The following is a 14,657-nucleotide window of genomic DNA, read 5'->3' on the forward strand; positions in this document are numbered from 1 at the left end:
TGAGGGGACGACCAGCATGAAAAAAACATTCCGTCATCTGATCGCCGCGGTCGCCCTCGTGCTGCCGGCGGCCGGCTTCGCCGCCGAGAGCGGGGTGCCGCTCGAGAAGGCGCCGATCGACATCCAGGACACCGAGTCGATCCAGCGCGGCGCGCAGACCTTCGTCAACTACTGTCTGTCGTGCCACTCGGCCAACGCGATGCGCTACAACCGCCTGATGGACGTCGCGCTGTCGGAGGAAGAGATCAAGGGCAACCTGATGTTCGCCTCCGAGAAGATCGGCGACACCATGGCCGTCGCGATGGACAAGAAAGACGCCAAGGGCTGGATGGGCGCCGCGCCGCCCGACCTGTCGCTGATCGCGCGTTCGCGCGGTGCCGACTGGCTCTACTCCTACATGAGAAGCTTCTACCGCGACCCGAGCCGCGACACCGGCTGGAACAACCTGGTGTTCGACCGCGTCGGCATGCCGCACGTGCTGTGGGAGTGGCAGGGCGAGCAGGTGCTCAAGGTGGCCAAGGATGCCAAGGGCCACGAGAGCAAAACGCTCGAACTGGTGACCCCGGGCACGATGACCAAGCTGGAAAACGGCAAGGCCAACACGGCCGAGTACGACCGTCGCGTCGCCGACCTGGTGAACTACCTCGTCTTCATGGGCGAGCCGAACCAGGTCAAGCGCCACCAGATCGGCTACGTCGTGCTGATGTTCCTGTTCCTGCTGCTGTTGCCGTTTGCCTACTTCCTGAAGAAGGAATACTGGAAAGACATCCACTGACGCAGCAGGTGATCGATCAGAAAGAAACGGGGAGCGCGCTCCCCGTTTTTTGTTTTCAAATCAATGATTTGCTGTGTTTTTCTGGATTTTTCCGCTTGACAAGTGGTAGAATCTGCTCATTTGTTGATCAATTCGCAAGGGACCCTGCCCGCCATGATGACCCTCTACTCTGGCATCACCTGCCCGTTCAGCCAGCGCTGCCGCATCGTGCTGTTCGAAAAAGGCATGGATTTCGAGATCATCGACGTCGACATCCACAACAAGCCCGAAGACCTCGCGGTGATGAACCCGTACAACGAGGTGCCGGTGCTGGTCGAGCGCGACCTGATCCTGCACGAGTCGAACATCATCAATGAGTATATCGACGAGCGTTTCCCGCACCCGCAGCTGATGCCGGCCGACCCGGTGATGCGCGCGCGCGCGCGCCTGTTCCTGCACCGTTTCGAGAACGAGCTGTTCGTCCACGTCAAGGCGCTCGAGGCCGGCGCCAGCGGCAAGGAGGCCACCCGCGCCCGCGAAGCGATCCGCGACGGCCTGACCATGATCGCGCCGATCTTCGCCAAGCAGAAGTACATGCTCGGCGAGGAATTCACCATGATCGACGTGGCGATTGCGCCCTTGATGTGGCGCCTCGAGCACTACGGCATCGAACTGGGCAAGGCCGCCGCGCCTATCCTGAAGTACGCCGAGCGCATCTTCCAGCGCCAGGCCTTCATCGATTCGCTGACGCCGTCCGAAAAGGCGATGCGCAAGTAAGGACGCCGGCCGGCCGCACAGCGGTTGGCCGAGCCCCGAGGAGTCTGCCATGGCTGCCAGTACCAAACCCTATCTGATCCGCGCGCTGCACGAATGGTGCTGCGACAACGGCCACACGCCCTACATCGTGGTGTGGGTCGACGGCCGCACCCGGGTGCCGAAGGAGTTCGTCAAGGACAACGAGATCGTGCTCAACATCGGCTACAGCGCCACGCAGGGGCTGAAGATCGACAACGAGTGGCTGTCCTTTTCGGCGCGCTTCGGCGGCGTGCCGCGCGAGATCGCGATTCCGGTCGGCAACGTGCTGTCGATCTTCGCGCGCGAGACCGGCGAGGGCATGGGCTTCGAGGTCGAGCCGGCGGAGGAAGCCGCGCCGTCCGGTGAAACCGAGTCACCCCGGCCGGAAGGCGAGTCCGGTCCCGCCGGCGGTGCGCGAGCCCACCTGCGCGTGGTCAAGTAAGCGCCGCGCGCGGCTCATCAAGAACGGCCCGCACCGTCATGGTGCGGGCCGTTCTTTGTCGCCGTCGGCCAACGTTGGCCGAGCGCGAAAAAAGACGGGGACCGGATCGATCCCCGTCGTGAAGATTGCGCGGCCCGTCCTCCCTCAAGATCCGGACTGCGCAAGAGGCAAGCCTTATTCGACGCGTTCGCCGTGCAGCACCAGGTCCAGGCCCTCGCGTTCCTTCTCTTCGTCGACGCGCAGGCCGATCACCGCGTCGACCAGCTTGAGGATCACGAAGGTCACCACCGCGCAGTAGGCCATGGTGATGGCCACGCCGAGCGCCTGCGCCGACAGCGAGGCCTCGACGCCGCCGATGGCCTTGACCGCGAACACGCCGGTCAACAGCGCGCCGACGATGCCGCCGACGCCATGCACGCCGAAGGCGTCGAGCGAGTCGTCGTAGCCGAGCATGTGCTTCAGGCCGGTGGCGCCCCAGTAGCACACCACGCCGGAGATCAGGCCGATGGCGAGCGCGCCCTTGGCGTCGACGAAGCCGGCGGCCGGGGTGATCGCCACCAGGCCGGCGACCGCGCCCGAGGCGATGCCGAGCACCGACGGTTTGCCCTTGGCGATCCATTCGGCGAACATCCACGCCAGCGCGGCGGCGCCGGTCGCGATCTGGGTGATCATCATCGCCATGCCGGCGCGGCCGTCGGCGGCCACCGCCGAACCGGCGTTGAAGCCGAACCAGCCGACCCACAGCATCGACGCACCGATCAGCGTCAGCACCAGGTTGTGCGGCGCCATCGCCTCGCGGCCGTAACCGACGCGCTTGCCGAGCACCAGCGCCGCCACCAGGCCGGCGACGCCGGCGTTGATATGGACGACGGTGCCGCCGGCGAAGTCGAGCACGCCGTGGTCAGCCATCCAGCCGCCCGGCGCCCAGACCCAGTGCGCGACCGGCACGTAGACCGCCAGCGACCAGACCGTCATGAACACCAACATCGCCGAGAATTTCATCCGCTCGGCGAAGGCGCCGGTGATCAGCGCCGGCGTGATGATCGCGAAGGTCATCTGGAACATCATGAATACCGATTCGGGAATCGTGCCGGCCAGCGGGTGGGTGGTCAGCTTGGCGTCGTCCTTCAGGTAGACGAGACCGTCGAGTAGCACGCGGTCGAAGCCGCCGATGAACGGGTTGCCCGGCGTGAACGCGAGGCTGTAGCCGACCACCGTCCACAGCACGGTGATCAGCGCACAGATCGCAAAGCTCTGCATCAGCGTCGACAGCACGTTCTTGCGGCGCACCATGCCGCCGTAGAACAGCGCGAGGCCGGGAATGGTCATGAACAGCACCAGCGCGGTCGCGGTCAGCATCCAGGCGGTGTCGCCGGCGCTGATCGTCGACGCATCGACCAGGGTGGGGGCGCCGTCGGCCAGCGCCAGCGCCGGCATCGCGGCGAGCCCGGCGCCGAGCCAGGCGGAACGGTTGATGGTTTTCATCATTGCTCTCCTCTCGATTTACAGTGCGTCGGCGCCGGTTTCGCCGGTACGGATGCGGACTACCTGCTCCAGGTCCATCACGAAGATCTTGCCGTCGCCGATCTTGCCGGTGCGCGCGGCGTTCTCGATCGCCTCGAGCACCACTTCGAGCAGGTCTTCGGGGATCGCGATTTCCAGTTTGACCTTGGGCAGGAAGTCGACCACGTATTCCGCGCCGCGGTAGAGCTCGGTATGACCCTTCTGGCGACCGAAGCCCTTGACCTCGGTGACGGTGATGCCTTGCACGCCGATGGCCGACAGGGCCTCGCGGACCTCGTCGAGCTTGAACGGCTTGATAATCGCGCTTACCAGTTTCATGGCGGAGCCTCCTTCAGAGGATTCGGTTGGCCGGATTGCTTGCCGGGAACGACATGCAGAAACCGTGCCAGCATGCCGACCGGCCCGGAGAGGGCTTGGTAGCGGGAAGGGGAGTCGCCCCTTGCACCGACAGGGAGCGAAAGCCGACCTTCCGTGCACCAGGTTGGACCGCGGCGGGCTTCCGGCACCAGGCTGGGGCGGCGAGGTATCGCAAGGGAACCTTGCCGTCGGGGCGAGTCAAAGCGGCGTTGGCCTGCCCTTTTTGCTACACTCGAGCAGACAGGAAATGACACAGGCAAGGAGGCGAACATGCTCGGCCAGAAACTCTTCGAAGAACTCAGCAGCAAGATCAGCGAAACCATCGCCGCGAGTCCGGCCAAGGACGTGGAGAAGAACATCAAGTCGCTGATGTCGTCGACCTTCTCGCGGATGGACCTCGTCACCCGCGAGGAATTCGACGTCCAGCAGGAAGTGCTTGCGCGCACGCGCGAAAAGCTCACCCAGCTCGAGGCTCGCCTCGCCAGGCTGGAAGCCGCGCAATTTCCCGAGGTCGCCGCCGAACGGGAAGAAACCGAGGCAAGCCAGGGCCACTCCTGAGCCCGCGCGGCGATGGCGCTCGCGATCGTGCACAGCCGGGCGCTGTCCGGCATGCACGCACCCGAGGTGGCGGTCGAGGTGCATCTGGCCAACGGCCTGCCGTCTTTCACCGTCGTCGGCCTGCCCGATACCGAGGTAAAGGAAAGCCGCGAGCGGGTGAGGGCGGCGATCCAAGTCGCCGGCTTCGAGTTTCCCGCCCGTCGCATCACGGTCAACCTCGCGCCGGCCGACCTGCCCAAGGAGTCCGGGCGCTTCGACCTGCCGATCGCGGTCGGCATCCTCGCCGCCAGCGGACAGGTGTCCGCGGCCAGGTTGGCCGAGCACGAGTTCGCCGGCGAGCTGGCGCTGTCGGGCGAGCTGCGTCCGGTGCGCGGCGCGCTGGCGATGGCGTGGCACGCCTGCCGTGCCGGGCGGGCCTTTGTGCTGCCCTCGGCCAACGCCGCCGAGGCGGCCCGCGTCGCGCAGGCCCGGGTCTTGCCGGCGGCCTCGCTGACCTCGGTCTGCGCGCACCTGAACGGCCTGAGCCCGCTCGTCGCACAGCCGGCGACCCCGGTCGAGGTCCAGGACGACTATCCGGACCTGCTCGACGTCAAGGGGCAGGCCGGCGCGCGACACGCGCTCGAGGTCGCCGCCGCCGGAGCCCACCATCTGTTGATGGTCGGCCCGCCCGGCACCGGCAAGTCGATGCTCGCCGCGCGCCTGCCCGGCATCCTGCCGGCGATGAGCGAAGCCGAGGCGCTGGAGGCGGCGTCCCTGCATGCGCTGAGCGAGTCCGGCGGCCGCTTGCCTTGGCGTCATCGCCCTTACCGTGCGCCGCATCACTCGGCTTCTGCGGTGGCGCTGGTCGGCGGCGGTTCCGAGCCCAAGCCGGGCGAGATCAGCCTCGCGCACCACGGCGTGCTGTTCCTCGACGAGCTGCCCGAGTTCGACCGCAAGGTGCTCGAGGTGTTGCGCGAGCCGCTCGAGAGCGGGGTGATCCACATCTCGCGCGCCGCGCGGCAGGCGAGTTTTCCGGCCCGCTTCCAGCTGCTTGCCGCGATGAATCCCTGTCCTTGTGGCTTTCTCGGCCATCCGTCGGGGCGTTGCCGCTGCTCGCCCGAGCAGCTTCGGCGCTATCGCGGTAGAATCTCCGGTCCGCTGCTCGATCGCATCGATCTCGTCGTCGAGGTGCCCAGCCTCGCGCCGGCCGATTTGCGCCAGGGCGAGCCCGGAGAGGCGAGCGCGCTGGTGAGGCGCCGCGTCGAGGCGGCCAGGGAGCGCCAGTTGGCGCGCCAGGGCAAGCCGAACGCCCAGCTGAGCGGTCGGGAGCTCGAAGAGCTGGACCTGGCCGACGAAGACGCGCTGGCGACGCTGAGCCGGGCGAGCGAGAGGCTGGGCCTGTCCGCGCGCAGTTTCCACCGGGTCTGGCGGGTCGCGCTGACCATCGCCGACCTGGCTGCGGCGGACCGGCTCGGGCGCGCGCAGGTGCTGCAGGCCGTTCAGTTGCGCCGCGCGCTCGTCGAGGGCTGACGGGCGCGGGCATATCCGATGAAATCCGTTTGTATAGAGGTTGCATGGGCAATCGAGACTTGAAGAACTCGCCGCGTCCGGCGGCGAGCCGTTCGCGTGGCAAGTCGGCCGCGAGCAAGGGCGGCGGCGGCGTGCTGGCCGGCGTGCTGGTCGGCCTTATCATCGGCGTCGCCGTGGTGGTCGGCGTGGTGATGTATTTCAACCGCGCGTCCACGCCGTTCAGCAATCTGGAAAAGAACCAGCGCGACGCGACGGCGCAGACCGAGGACAAACCCGAGGTACTCGCGCCGGGCACCCGCCTGGCCGAGGCGCCGCAAACCGAAGCGCCGCAGCCGAGCTCCGCGCCGCTGGCCCAAAACCTTCCCGTGCCGGCCCCGCAGGCGATCGCCAAGGCCGCGCCGCCGAAGCCGGCCGCGCTGAAGGAGGAAGAGGCGCAGTTCGACTTCTACAAGATCCTGCCGGGCCAGCTCGACGCGGTGCCGGGCGAGGGCGGCAAGAAGGAACCTTCCGCCCCGGTGGCGGCCAAAAAGGCCTACCTGCAGGCCGGCGCCTTCCAGCACGAGGCGGAGGCCGACAACCTGAAGGCCAAGCTCGCGCTGCTCGGCGTCGAGGCCAAGATCCAGTCGGTCACCGTGCCCGACAAGGGCCTGGTACACCGTGTGCGGGTGGGGCCGTTCAGCCGCGGCGAGGATCTCGACCGCGTGCGCGCCCAACTGAAACAGGACGGCATCGATACCGCCGTCGTCAAGATCGACAACTAGGACGCCGCACCTGCGGTGCCGCACTTTTATCGCGGAGACGATTCGATGAAGAAACTCGCGCTCGTGGCGCTCTTGTTCGCCAGCTCGCTTGCCCAGGCGGCGATCACCCTCGGCAAGGACTACACCGTGCTGGCCAAGCCGCAGCCGGTCGCCGACCCGAAAAAGGTCGAGGTGATCGAGTTCTTCTCCTACACCTGCATCCACTGCTATCACCTGGAGCCTGTGATCGGCGCGTGGGAGAAAAAGCTGCCGGCCGACGTCGCCTTCCGCCGCGAACAGATCGTGTGGGCCAAGAACATGGAGGGCTTTGCCCGCCTGTACGCGACCATGAACGCCACCGGCACCGTCGGCAAGCTGCACCAGCCGGCGTTCGACGCGGTCATCAAACAGAAGGCCAACCTGGCCGACGCGACGGTGCTGTCCGGCTGGGTCAAGACGCAGAGCGTCGATACCAACCGTTTCATGCAGGCCTACCAGTCCTTCGGCGTGAACGCGCAGGTGGCGCGGGCGGGCAAGATCACCCGCGATTACGCGATCGAGGGTACGCCCACCATCGTCGTCGCCGGCAAGTACGCGACGCAGCCGGCCGAGCCGGCCCGCCTGATGCAGGTCGTCGACGAACTGATCGCGAAGGCGCGCAAGGAACAGGGCCGCTAGTCCGGCACGCGCGTCGCTTTGACGGTTCATGCGAGGCAGCCCAGGCTGCCTTCTTCATTGCCTTAACGAGAATTCACCGTGGATATATTGTTGTTGGCCAAGGCGCTGCTGCTGGGCCTGGTCGAGGGGATGACCGAATTCCTGCCGATTTCGAGCACCGGTCACCTGATCGTCATCGGGGACCTGATCAACTTCCAGAACGACGGCAAGGTGTTCGAGGTCGTCATCCAGCTGGGCGCGATCCTCGCCATCGTATGGGAATACCGCGCGCGCTTCCTCCGGGTCGCCTGCGGTCTCGGGCGCGATCGGCTCGCCAACCGCTTCGTGCTCAACCTGTTCATCGCCTTCCTGCCGGCGGCGATCATGGGCATGCTGTTCATCAAGCCGATCAAGGCCCATTTCTTCAACGCGATCAGCGTCGCCACCGCGCTGATCGTCGGCGGCCTGATCATCCTGTGGGTCGAGCGGCGCGACAACCACGTGCGCGTGCGTACCGTCGACGAAATGCGCCCGCTGGACGCGCTGAAGGTCGGCCTGGCGCAGGTGCTGGCGCTGATTCCCGGTACCTCGCGCTCCGGTTCGACCATCATCGGCGGCATCGCCTTCGGCCTGTCCCGTCAGGCTGCGACCGAGTTCTCCTTCTTCCTGGCGGTGCCGGTGATGTTCGCGGCGACCTTCTACGACATCTACAAGCACTACGAGCTGTTCAGCTCGGCCAACGTCGCGGTGATCGGGGTCGGCTTCGTCGCGGCCTTTTTCAGCGCCTTCGTCGCGGTGCGGGGCCTGATCCGCTTCGTGTCGGGGCACAACTACGTGCCGTTCGCCTGGTACCGCATCGCCTTCGGCCTGTTCATCCTGCTGTCGTGGCAGTTCGGCTGGATAGACTGGGTGGTGCAATGAGTGCTTGACCTGACGGGTGGATTGCGTTAAATTCGCTTTCCCTGACGCGGGGTGGAGCAGTCTGGTAGCTCGTCGGGCTCATAACCCGAAGGTCGTAGGTTCAAATCCTGCCCCCGCAACCAAATATAAACCCCTGATTCAGTTTTCAATTGAATCAGGGGTTTTCCGTTATGTGTCGCTAACGCTGCCACAACCCTGTGGTGTGCAGCGCTGCGCCGCTTTCAGGCATGCAGCGGTGATAGCGCGGTCAGCACCGGGCTTGAGTGCGTACCGCCTTTTTGCGGTTTTTCGTTGTCCAGCCCCGAGCGTGGGCAGCACACAGATACAGGCATGCGCAGCCCGGGGGAGTCGTTTTGCCAGGGGCGTTTAGCCCGGAAATGACAAGGTTGCTACCTTCAGTTACGATCTTCAGGAAAGACGGCCCCATCCCACTGCTGGCATCAGCGTGTGCATATAACATGACTAAGTCCCCCACCTCCGAACCGGTCAACCACCGCACCTTGGTCGGTCGGCAGCGCCGTGAGCGCACACGGCAGAAGATTCTATCTGCCGCGCTCAAGGTGTTTGCACGGACAGGTACCAATGCCCCTTTAATCGAAGATTTCATCGTGGAGGCGGGTATCGCTCGCGGTACTTTTTACAACTACTTCCGGACCACGGGCGAGTTGTTGGAGGCCACGATAGAATGGCTGAGTGCCGACTTTATCGAGTCGATCGAGTGCGAGCTCGGCGAACAAACCGACCCCTTGTTGCGCTTGGCGACCGGCCTGCAGTTATGGCTGTACAAGGCGGAGCATGATCTTGCCTGGGCTTCGTTCGTGGCCCGTCCGGACTTCATCAAACGCCTGCCTTTTGAGCCAGTCTGGCGCGACCTGCATGAAGGCCGGCAAGCGGGCCTGCTTGACTTCCCCAATGAGCGGGTCGCATTCGATTTGCTGGCAGGTACGATGATCGTCGCCATGCAAGGCTACGTTCAGGGTAATACGCCGGCAGGCTATACCACCGATATCGTTCGCATCGTGTTGCAGGGGCTGGGAGTGGAACCGGCCCGGATAGACACGGCACTGTCACACCCCCTGCCCATGGTGCGACGTCTGCCGGTGTCTATGCCTGTAGCCTGAGCCGGCTTCGTCGCCGGCCGCGGTTATGCCAAGCTACGCAGCAACCCAGGTCACCTCATACTTCAGACTGAACCCCGCCATGGCCTCGTTGATGGCCTGGGTGATTTCGGAATGCAGCGGCTGCGGTGCCGTAAGTACGATCCTGGCATAAACACCATGAACCGGGTGCGGTTCCACGCTGACCTGCCACTCCGACGCCTGCTGGACACACGGCGCGAGCACGGTGCGCAGCACATGCTCGGTTGCGTCATTGCGCAGATGGGGCTTGAAGACCTTGCCGACGGCCGTAAGCGGCAAACTGCCGACGACGAAGATCTCGCCTGGCACTGCCGCGCGCTCTGGGATCGCCGTACGGGCATAATCGATCAGCTCTTCCTGGCTGACGCTCGCCCCCTCGTGCAGCGTGACATAAGCAACCGGTAACTCGCCGGCGTAACGATCCGGCTTGCCGACGGCCGCCGCAAGCTGGACGGCCGGATGTCGCATGAGGGCCTCTTCGATCACCGCGGGATCGATATTGTGGCCGCCGCGGATAATCAGTTCCTTTTGCCTGCCGGTAAGCCAGAAATAGCCGTCCGCATCACGCCGGGCCAGGTCGCCGGTGTTCAGCCATCGACCATCGATCCACAACTTGCGGTTGGCTTCTTCCTGCATGTAACCAGCAAACACGTTGGGACCGCTGATGGTCAACACGCCGATTTCATCGACTGCACAATCGCGCACATAGACACCCTGTTCGTCCAGGATCACCGGTTTCATCTGCTGGTAGGGAATGCGCAGGCCGATCGAGCCAGGCCGGCGCTCCCCATCGCGCGGATTGATCGCACTGATGCAAGTTCCTTCGGTCAGGCCGTAGCCTTCCAATATGCGAATACCTGTGCTCTGTTCAAACTGCCGGATCAGCGCGGCCGGCATCGGTGCGGCGCCGCAGATGCCGAATCGCAACGACGACAGATCGGCCTCGCCCCGTGGCACGGCCATCAGGGCCGCGTATACCGTCGGTACGGCCGAGAAGGCGGTAATTTTAAAACGCTCGACCAGTTGCCAAAACTGGGCAAGCATGGCCCGGTTGCGGTAGCCCTGCGGTCCCGCGAGTACGACATGCGAGCCGGCCATGAAGGCGGTCAAGCCGGTGACAATGACGCCATTCACATGGAACAGCGGCAGGCCGCACAGCAGGGTGTCGCCGGGACCAAGGTCGACTGCGACCGTGCCGCACCAGGCGTTCGCCAGCTCGTTACCGTGGCTGTGCCTGGCGGTCTTGGGTGTACCGGTGGTACCGCCGGTATGAAAATAAGCACAGATATCATCGCGCTTGATACGACGGCCGCTGAGCAGGTGATCCGCCGGCATCTTGAGCCGCTCGATGTCGAACGACAGGGCTCCTTCTTCCGGAGCTGACTCGTTGACCACCAGAACGGCCTGCAACGACGGGACTTTGCCGCGCAGTTGTACGACCTTATCCCACAACTCCGGCCCAGCGCTGCGCCCGAGCGTAACCAACACCTTGCAGGAAACCTCGTTCAGCAGCGCCGCAATCTGCTCGGCCTCCAATAGCGGGTTAATCGGGTTGACGATGCCTGCAGCCTGCCCTCCCCACAATGCGAAGTGGGTCTGCGGCAGATTGGGCAACAGGTAGGACACCACGTCAGACGCCCCTACGCCTAGCGTATGGAACAGATTGGCTGCGCGCGTGATGTTGGAGAACAGTTCCTTGTAGCTCACGGTCAATGCCGCTTCGTCGGCAGACCCTTGCGGCAGGAAACTCAATGCCGGGGCATCAGGCCAAGCTTTGGCCGCGCGTCTGAACACGTCGTAGCTAGAGTCGAAACCCTCCAGACGCTGGTCAAGCGGGGTGGACTCCAACCGCTCGATATCGGCCAGAGAATGAATTGTTCGGTCACTCATAGCGCTGCTCCAGGTGTGATCTCTGTAAAGTGTGTGATTGCTGTGGTTGCTACATCCGTCCCCACTCGCGGTGACGTCGATTAAAGGGCGTCGGCATGAGCCGCCGGCTGGCTGCCGCGTCAAGGCCCGCATCCCGGACACCGGCATGACCTGATCCTGCCGGGGAATGTAGGCCGGCACGCGCTTTATCCGCCTTGCGACGCGACGGCGCGCCTCACCGTCGACAAACGACAGGAGGCAACAGCAGCGCCCGGCCGGGTCGCTGCCATGCCACATGATCGAAAGCCTGCCTGGCATTAGCGAAGGGAACGGCAATGCCCACCGGCAGCTTCAGCGCGCCTTCACTCAGCAAGCGATGCAGCGCGTCGAGCGCTTCTTCTTCCGGTTTGAACACGACCCAGCCGTAACGGGCCCCTTTGGCCGTGGCCAACGTTCTGGCGCGCTGAAAGTCACGCCGGGTTCGCCAGGCGCCGCCAATCCAGCCGTGCTTGTCAAAATTCGGCAGCAAGGGGTGAACCGTGGTCGCCATGCCCAGTGCCCCCGGCTTGAGTGCCGCGATCAGCGTTTCCTCGTCCTGCCAGGCGCCAAAATTCAGCGCCGCGTCGTAGCACTGCGGCAAGCCGGATAAAGGTTGGCGCTTGCGATCCCAAACCCCGGTCGCACCGAGGCTTTTGCAAACCTCGACATTCTGCGTAGCACAGATCGCGGTCACGATTGCCCCCCAGCGTCGCAGTAGCTGGATGGCCAGTCGGCCGAGCCCGCCGGAGGCGCCGTGTACCAGTACTTCGCACCCCCTGGCGTTGGCCTCGCTGATGCCAGCCTTGCACAGCGATTGCCACAGCGTGGTAAAGGTGTATGGAAAAGCCGCCAGAGCGTGGGCGTCGTGACCCGCGACGAAGGGGCGGAGCCAGCGCGCGTCCACCGCCACATGGGTCGCGTACGCACCATTCTTCCCCGTCGGAACAAGACCGAAGACGCGGTCTCCCGGGCGCCAGCTTGTGACTGCCGGACCGACGGCCTCGACGACGCCGGCGATATCGTTTCCCAACACCAGCGGGAATCGTCCTGCCCCCCTGAGCGTCAACAAACGTTGGCCGTAGCCGCCTGCGCGCTTGACGTCGATAGGATTGACGGCCGCCGCTTCGACGCGCACCACGACCTGCCCCTTGCCAGGTTGCGGCACGGGCATGGCCTCGATCCTGAATGCCGGCAACTCCGCGGGAGAGGTGCAGAGAAGACGCTGGCCAACATTCATTTAGCGACGACCTTCGTGCGTTGCTGACCGAGATCCAGCGCGCCGTCGTCGGTACGAATGCTCAGCGTCATGACATCGTTGGGCTGAAGGTAGAGCGGATTCTTCGTCGCTTTCGCGATGAAGGCCTTCCACTTCGCCGCATCGGACATGAAGTGTTTGAGAATGAACATGACCAGTTTGCCCGGTGCCTTGGCGGCACAACCGGCCGGCGTGCCGGTCGCGATCAGGTCGCCAGCCTGCATATCGTGCATCGCGGCCAGCTCGGTCAGGGTTTGGGCTGGCTTGAACAGCATCTCGCCACAGTAGGCTCGCTGCCGGACATCGCCATTGACGCTCAGCGTCATGTTCAACTCGCGCCAGCGCCGCCACTCCTGCGGTTCGAGCAGCAGCAATACCGGGCCGGTCGGGCCGAAGGTGCGGTAGCTCTTGCCCTTGTAGAACTGGCCCTGTGGCAGTTGTACGTCGCGCGCCGATACGTCGTTGACGATGGTCACGCCCGCCAGTACCTCGTGCAGTCGGTCGTCGCTGACCACCTCGCCGGGCACCAGATCCCGCGCCAGCACCAGACCCAGCTCGATCTCATAGTCCAGCAGTTTTACGTGAGCTGGGCGCACCACGTCGTCGTAGGGGCCGCTGATGCAGGAGGGCGCCTTGGTGAAGATGGTGTTGAACGGGAAGTTCTTCGGGTCGAGGCCGGATTCGCGCACGTGGCTCTCGTAATTGACACCCTGGCAGATGAACTGCTGATTCGCGGTCACCGGCGGCAGCACGCGGACGCTGCCCAGGTCGATCGTCGCTTGGGCGGCAGTCAATTGCCGGGCGGCGTCGCGCCCTTTGCGGACGACATCGGCGGTCGTCGGGTAGTCGCCCGCCAGCGGGGCGATCTTGTTGCCGAAGACAACGCCCCACTGTGGCGTGCCATTGGAGAGGAAACGGATCAGTTGGGTAGCCATGGTACTTCCTTGAGCGTTCAATTAGAGCCAGGGGCGGGCCGGGGTATCGAGCGTCTTGCCGATCAGACGCAGCTTGGCCATGCTCAGTCGCCCCTGCCAGATGAGTTTCAGGGCGCGCCAGACGAGCCCCAGCGACTTGGCGGGAAAGATTTCGCGGGGGGCATCGTCGCCCCAGGCCCAGATGCTGCCCGTCGAAAACGGCACGTAGCGCGTCTCGTAGTCGGCGGTGAACACGTCGCCGTCGGTGTAGTGCTCGAAGTCGAAGCCGTCCGCGTCCTTCCAGTAGTCGAACAACTGGCTGCCCAGCAGGTGCCGACCGATGCCCCAGAAATGCTTGTGACCGCGTGCATGCATGACCTGTTGGCCCTGACCCAGCGCATCCAGGTCGATGACCTCCCAAGCGCTGTGCTCGTACCGCGGCTCCAGCGCACTTGCCAACACAAAGGTGTGGTGATCCGCAGGTTGCTCGCCAAGATCGAGTCTGAAGAAGGTCACAATGGGCGAGCCGTCTTCGAGGTATTGCACGTCGGTCGGGATGATCCCGATGTGACGCATATACCACTCGGCCATGGCTTCGAAGTTGGCGGTCTGGTAGACGAAATGGCCCAGCCTGCCAACCAGGGCCGGAGCGATGGCCGAACGGACCGTCCTGTTGACGCGCCGGATGTCACCCAGCACGTTCATGTCCTGCTGCAGTGACGGCCGGGTCGGCAAGGCCGGTACGGAGCCCCAGTCGGTGATCAGCCAAAGGTCGTTGCCATCCGGATCGACGAGTGCGACGCCGCGGCCACCGCCGGGGATCAGCTCGGGCGCGAGCGGTTTGGCCTGGCTCTCCCGCTCCAGCCGCGCGAAGTCGGTGTCGGCGGGCACCACGAACGCCGCCCCGGCAAAGCGGGGGCGCTCGGACTTCGTCGCCACCAGGATGGCCGGTGCGGTGCCGGCGCCGCGCATCACCAACTGCTCGGCGCTACGGGATACCGTCACCAGGCCGAAATCGCTCCAGAAACGCTCGGCTTCGATCAGATCCTTCTTTTCGAAGCGCAGGAAGGCAAGCTGGGTCGCCTTTTGCCACGGCCGTGGCCGTACCAGTTTCTTGACATGCTGGGGAGCCTGGCTGGAGGGGTACTCGGGTGGCGCCTGCAGTTCGTTGGACTTCTTCATAA

The 14,657-nt window shown here is 64.7% G+C and carries 15 protein-coding genes and 1 tRNA gene; 10 read left to right on the forward strand and 6 right to left on the reverse strand.

Annotated elements, in window-relative coordinates; translation table 11 throughout:
• Positions 1-16 precede the first annotated feature (16 nt).
• The 3 genes from EV683_RS02660 (at position 17) to EV683_RS02670 (ending at position 1,991) form a co-directional block, all read left to right on the forward strand.
• Entirely contained in the window at positions 17-775 is a 759-nt protein-coding gene (locus EV683_RS02660) for a cytochrome c1 (protein WP_066612045.1), read from the forward strand.
• 153 nt (positions 776-928) lie between these two features.
• Complete coding sequence (locus EV683_RS02665) at positions 929-1,531, forward strand: glutathione S-transferase N-terminal domain-containing protein (protein WP_066612126.1); 603 nt, start codon at positions 929-931, stop codon at positions 1,529-1,531.
• Positions 1,532-1,580: 49 nt separating this feature from the next.
• Positions 1,581-1,991 (forward strand): ClpXP protease specificity-enhancing factor, encoded by a 411-nt coding sequence (locus EV683_RS02670; RefSeq protein WP_131861747.1) that lies wholly within the window; start codon positions 1,581-1,583, stop codon positions 1,989-1,991.
• Positions 1,992-2,165: 174 nt separating this feature from the next.
• Here EV683_RS02670 and EV683_RS02675 read toward each other — a convergent pair whose 3' ends face one another.
• Together EV683_RS02675 and glnK are read right to left on the reverse strand one after the other, a co-directional pair.
• The gene (locus tag EV683_RS02675; RefSeq protein ID WP_407919284.1) at positions 2,166-3,428 is read right to left on the reverse strand and encodes an ammonium transporter; all 1,263 of its coding nucleotides are present in this window, start codon (positions 3,426-3,428) and stop codon (positions 2,166-2,168) included.
• A 66-nt stretch (positions 3,429-3,494) separates the two neighbouring features.
• Positions 3,495-3,833 (reverse strand): P-II family nitrogen regulator, encoded by a 339-nt coding sequence (gene glnK / locus EV683_RS02680; protein WP_066612039.1) that lies wholly within the window; start codon positions 3,831-3,833, stop codon positions 3,495-3,497.
• 309 nt (positions 3,834-4,142) lie between these two features.
• Between glnK and EV683_RS02685 the strand changes: the two genes are divergently transcribed.
• The 7 genes from EV683_RS02685 to EV683_RS02715 all read left to right on the forward strand — a co-directional run bounded on the left by EV683_RS02685 (position 4,143) and on the right by EV683_RS02715 (position 9,378).
• Positions 4,143-4,430: an accessory factor UbiK family protein gene (locus EV683_RS02685; protein WP_066612038.1), complete on the forward strand. Its 288-nt coding sequence runs from the start codon at positions 4,143-4,145 to the stop codon at positions 4,428-4,430.
• Positions 4,431-4,442: 12 nt separating this feature from the next.
• Positions 4,443-5,939: a YifB family Mg chelatase-like AAA ATPase gene (locus EV683_RS02690; protein ID WP_131861748.1), complete on the forward strand. Its 1,497-nt coding sequence runs from the start codon at positions 4,443-4,445 to the stop codon at positions 5,937-5,939.
• A gap of 44 nt (positions 5,940-5,983) precedes the next feature.
• Positions 5,984-6,700 (forward strand): SPOR domain-containing protein, encoded by a 717-nt coding sequence (locus tag EV683_RS02695; RefSeq protein WP_131861749.1) that lies wholly within the window; start codon positions 5,984-5,986, stop codon positions 6,698-6,700.
• A 45-nt stretch (positions 6,701-6,745) separates the two neighbouring features.
• Positions 6,746-7,357, forward strand: a complete 612-nt coding sequence (locus tag EV683_RS02700; RefSeq protein WP_131861750.1) for a thiol:disulfide interchange protein DsbA/DsbL — start codon at positions 6,746-6,748, stop codon at positions 7,355-7,357.
• 78 nt (positions 7,358-7,435) lie between these two features.
• Positions 7,436-8,257 (forward strand): undecaprenyl-diphosphate phosphatase, encoded by an 822-nt coding sequence (locus tag EV683_RS02705; protein ID WP_066612029.1) that lies wholly within the window; start codon positions 7,436-7,438, stop codon positions 8,255-8,257.
• Between the two features lie 45 nt (positions 8,258-8,302).
• A tRNA-Met gene (locus tag EV683_RS02710) sits at positions 8,303-8,379 on the forward strand.
• A gap of 336 nt (positions 8,380-8,715) precedes the next feature.
• A complete protein-coding gene (locus EV683_RS02715) occupies positions 8,716-9,378 on the forward strand; it encodes a TetR/AcrR family transcriptional regulator (protein ID WP_066612027.1) in 663 nt (220 codons plus the stop codon).
• Between the two features lie 33 nt (positions 9,379-9,411).
• Here EV683_RS02715 and EV683_RS02720 read toward each other — a convergent pair whose 3' ends face one another.
• The 4 genes from EV683_RS02720 to EV683_RS02735 form a co-directional block, all read right to left on the reverse strand.
• The gene (locus EV683_RS02720) at positions 9,412-11,286 is read right to left on the reverse strand and encodes an acyl-CoA synthetase (protein ID WP_131861752.1); all 1,875 of its coding nucleotides are present in this window, start codon (positions 11,284-11,286) and stop codon (positions 9,412-9,414) included.
• Between the two features lie 214 nt (positions 11,287-11,500).
• The gene (locus EV683_RS02725) at positions 11,501-12,475 is read right to left on the reverse strand and encodes an alcohol dehydrogenase catalytic domain-containing protein (RefSeq protein ID WP_165916776.1); all 975 of its coding nucleotides are present in this window, start codon (positions 12,473-12,475) and stop codon (positions 11,501-11,503) included.
• Between the two features lie 62 nt (positions 12,476-12,537).
• Positions 12,538-13,494 carry a fumarylacetoacetate hydrolase family protein gene (locus EV683_RS02730; RefSeq protein ID WP_066612020.1) on the reverse strand — a complete coding sequence of 319 codons (957 nt, stop codon included), beginning with the start codon at positions 13,492-13,494 and terminating at the stop codon, positions 12,538-12,540.
• A gap of 21 nt (positions 13,495-13,515) precedes the next feature.
• Complete coding sequence (locus EV683_RS02735; protein ID WP_066612018.1) at positions 13,516-14,655, reverse strand: VOC family protein; 1,140 nt, start codon at positions 14,653-14,655, stop codon at positions 13,516-13,518.
• Between the last annotated feature and the right edge of the window lie 2 nt (positions 14,656-14,657).

Origin of the sequence: Crenobacter luteus (assembly GCF_004345725.1) — a bacterium.
GTDB classification, from domain to species: domain Bacteria; phylum Pseudomonadota; class Gammaproteobacteria; order Burkholderiales; family Chromobacteriaceae; genus Crenobacter; species Crenobacter luteus.

Coding starts and splice junctions, on each gene's coding strand:
- EV683_RS02660 (WP_066612045.1), top strand. CDS start 17: ATGAAAAAAACATTCCGTCATCTGATCGCCGCGGTCGCCCTCGTGCTG.
- EV683_RS02665 (WP_066612126.1), top strand. CDS start 929: ATGATGACCCTCTACTCTGGCATCACCTGCCCGTTCAGCCAGCGCTGC.
- EV683_RS02670 (WP_131861747.1), top strand. CDS start 1,581: ATGGCTGCCAGTACCAAACCCTATCTGATCCGCGCGCTGCACGAATGG.
- EV683_RS02675 (WP_407919284.1), bottom strand. CDS start 3,428: ATGCCGGCGCTGGCGCTGGCCGACGGCGCCCCCACCCTGGTCGATGCG.
- glnK (WP_066612039.1), bottom strand. CDS start 3,833: ATGAAACTGGTAAGCGCGATTATCAAGCCGTTCAAGCTCGACGAGGTC.
- EV683_RS02685 (WP_066612038.1), top strand. CDS start 4,143: ATGCTCGGCCAGAAACTCTTCGAAGAACTCAGCAGCAAGATCAGCGAA.
- EV683_RS02690 (WP_131861748.1), top strand. CDS start 4,443: ATGGCGCTCGCGATCGTGCACAGCCGGGCGCTGTCCGGCATGCACGCA.
- EV683_RS02695 (WP_131861749.1), top strand. CDS start 5,984: ATGGGCAATCGAGACTTGAAGAACTCGCCGCGTCCGGCGGCGAGCCGT.
- EV683_RS02700 (WP_131861750.1), top strand. CDS start 6,746: ATGAAGAAACTCGCGCTCGTGGCGCTCTTGTTCGCCAGCTCGCTTGCC.
- EV683_RS02715 (WP_066612027.1), top strand. CDS start 8,716: ATGACTAAGTCCCCCACCTCCGAACCGGTCAACCACCGCACCTTGGTC.
- EV683_RS02720 (WP_131861752.1), bottom strand. CDS start 11,286: ATGAGTGACCGAACAATTCATTCTCTGGCCGATATCGAGCGGTTGGAG.
- EV683_RS02725 (WP_165916776.1), bottom strand. CDS start 12,475: ATGCCCGTGCCGCAACCTGGCAAGGGGCAGGTCGTGGTGCGCGTCGAA.
- EV683_RS02730 (WP_066612020.1), bottom strand. CDS start 13,494: ATGGCTACCCAACTGATCCGTTTCCTCTCCAATGGCACGCCACAGTGG.
- EV683_RS02735 (WP_066612018.1), bottom strand. CDS start 14,655: ATGAAGAAGTCCAACGAACTGCAGGCGCCACCCGAGTACCCCTCCAGC.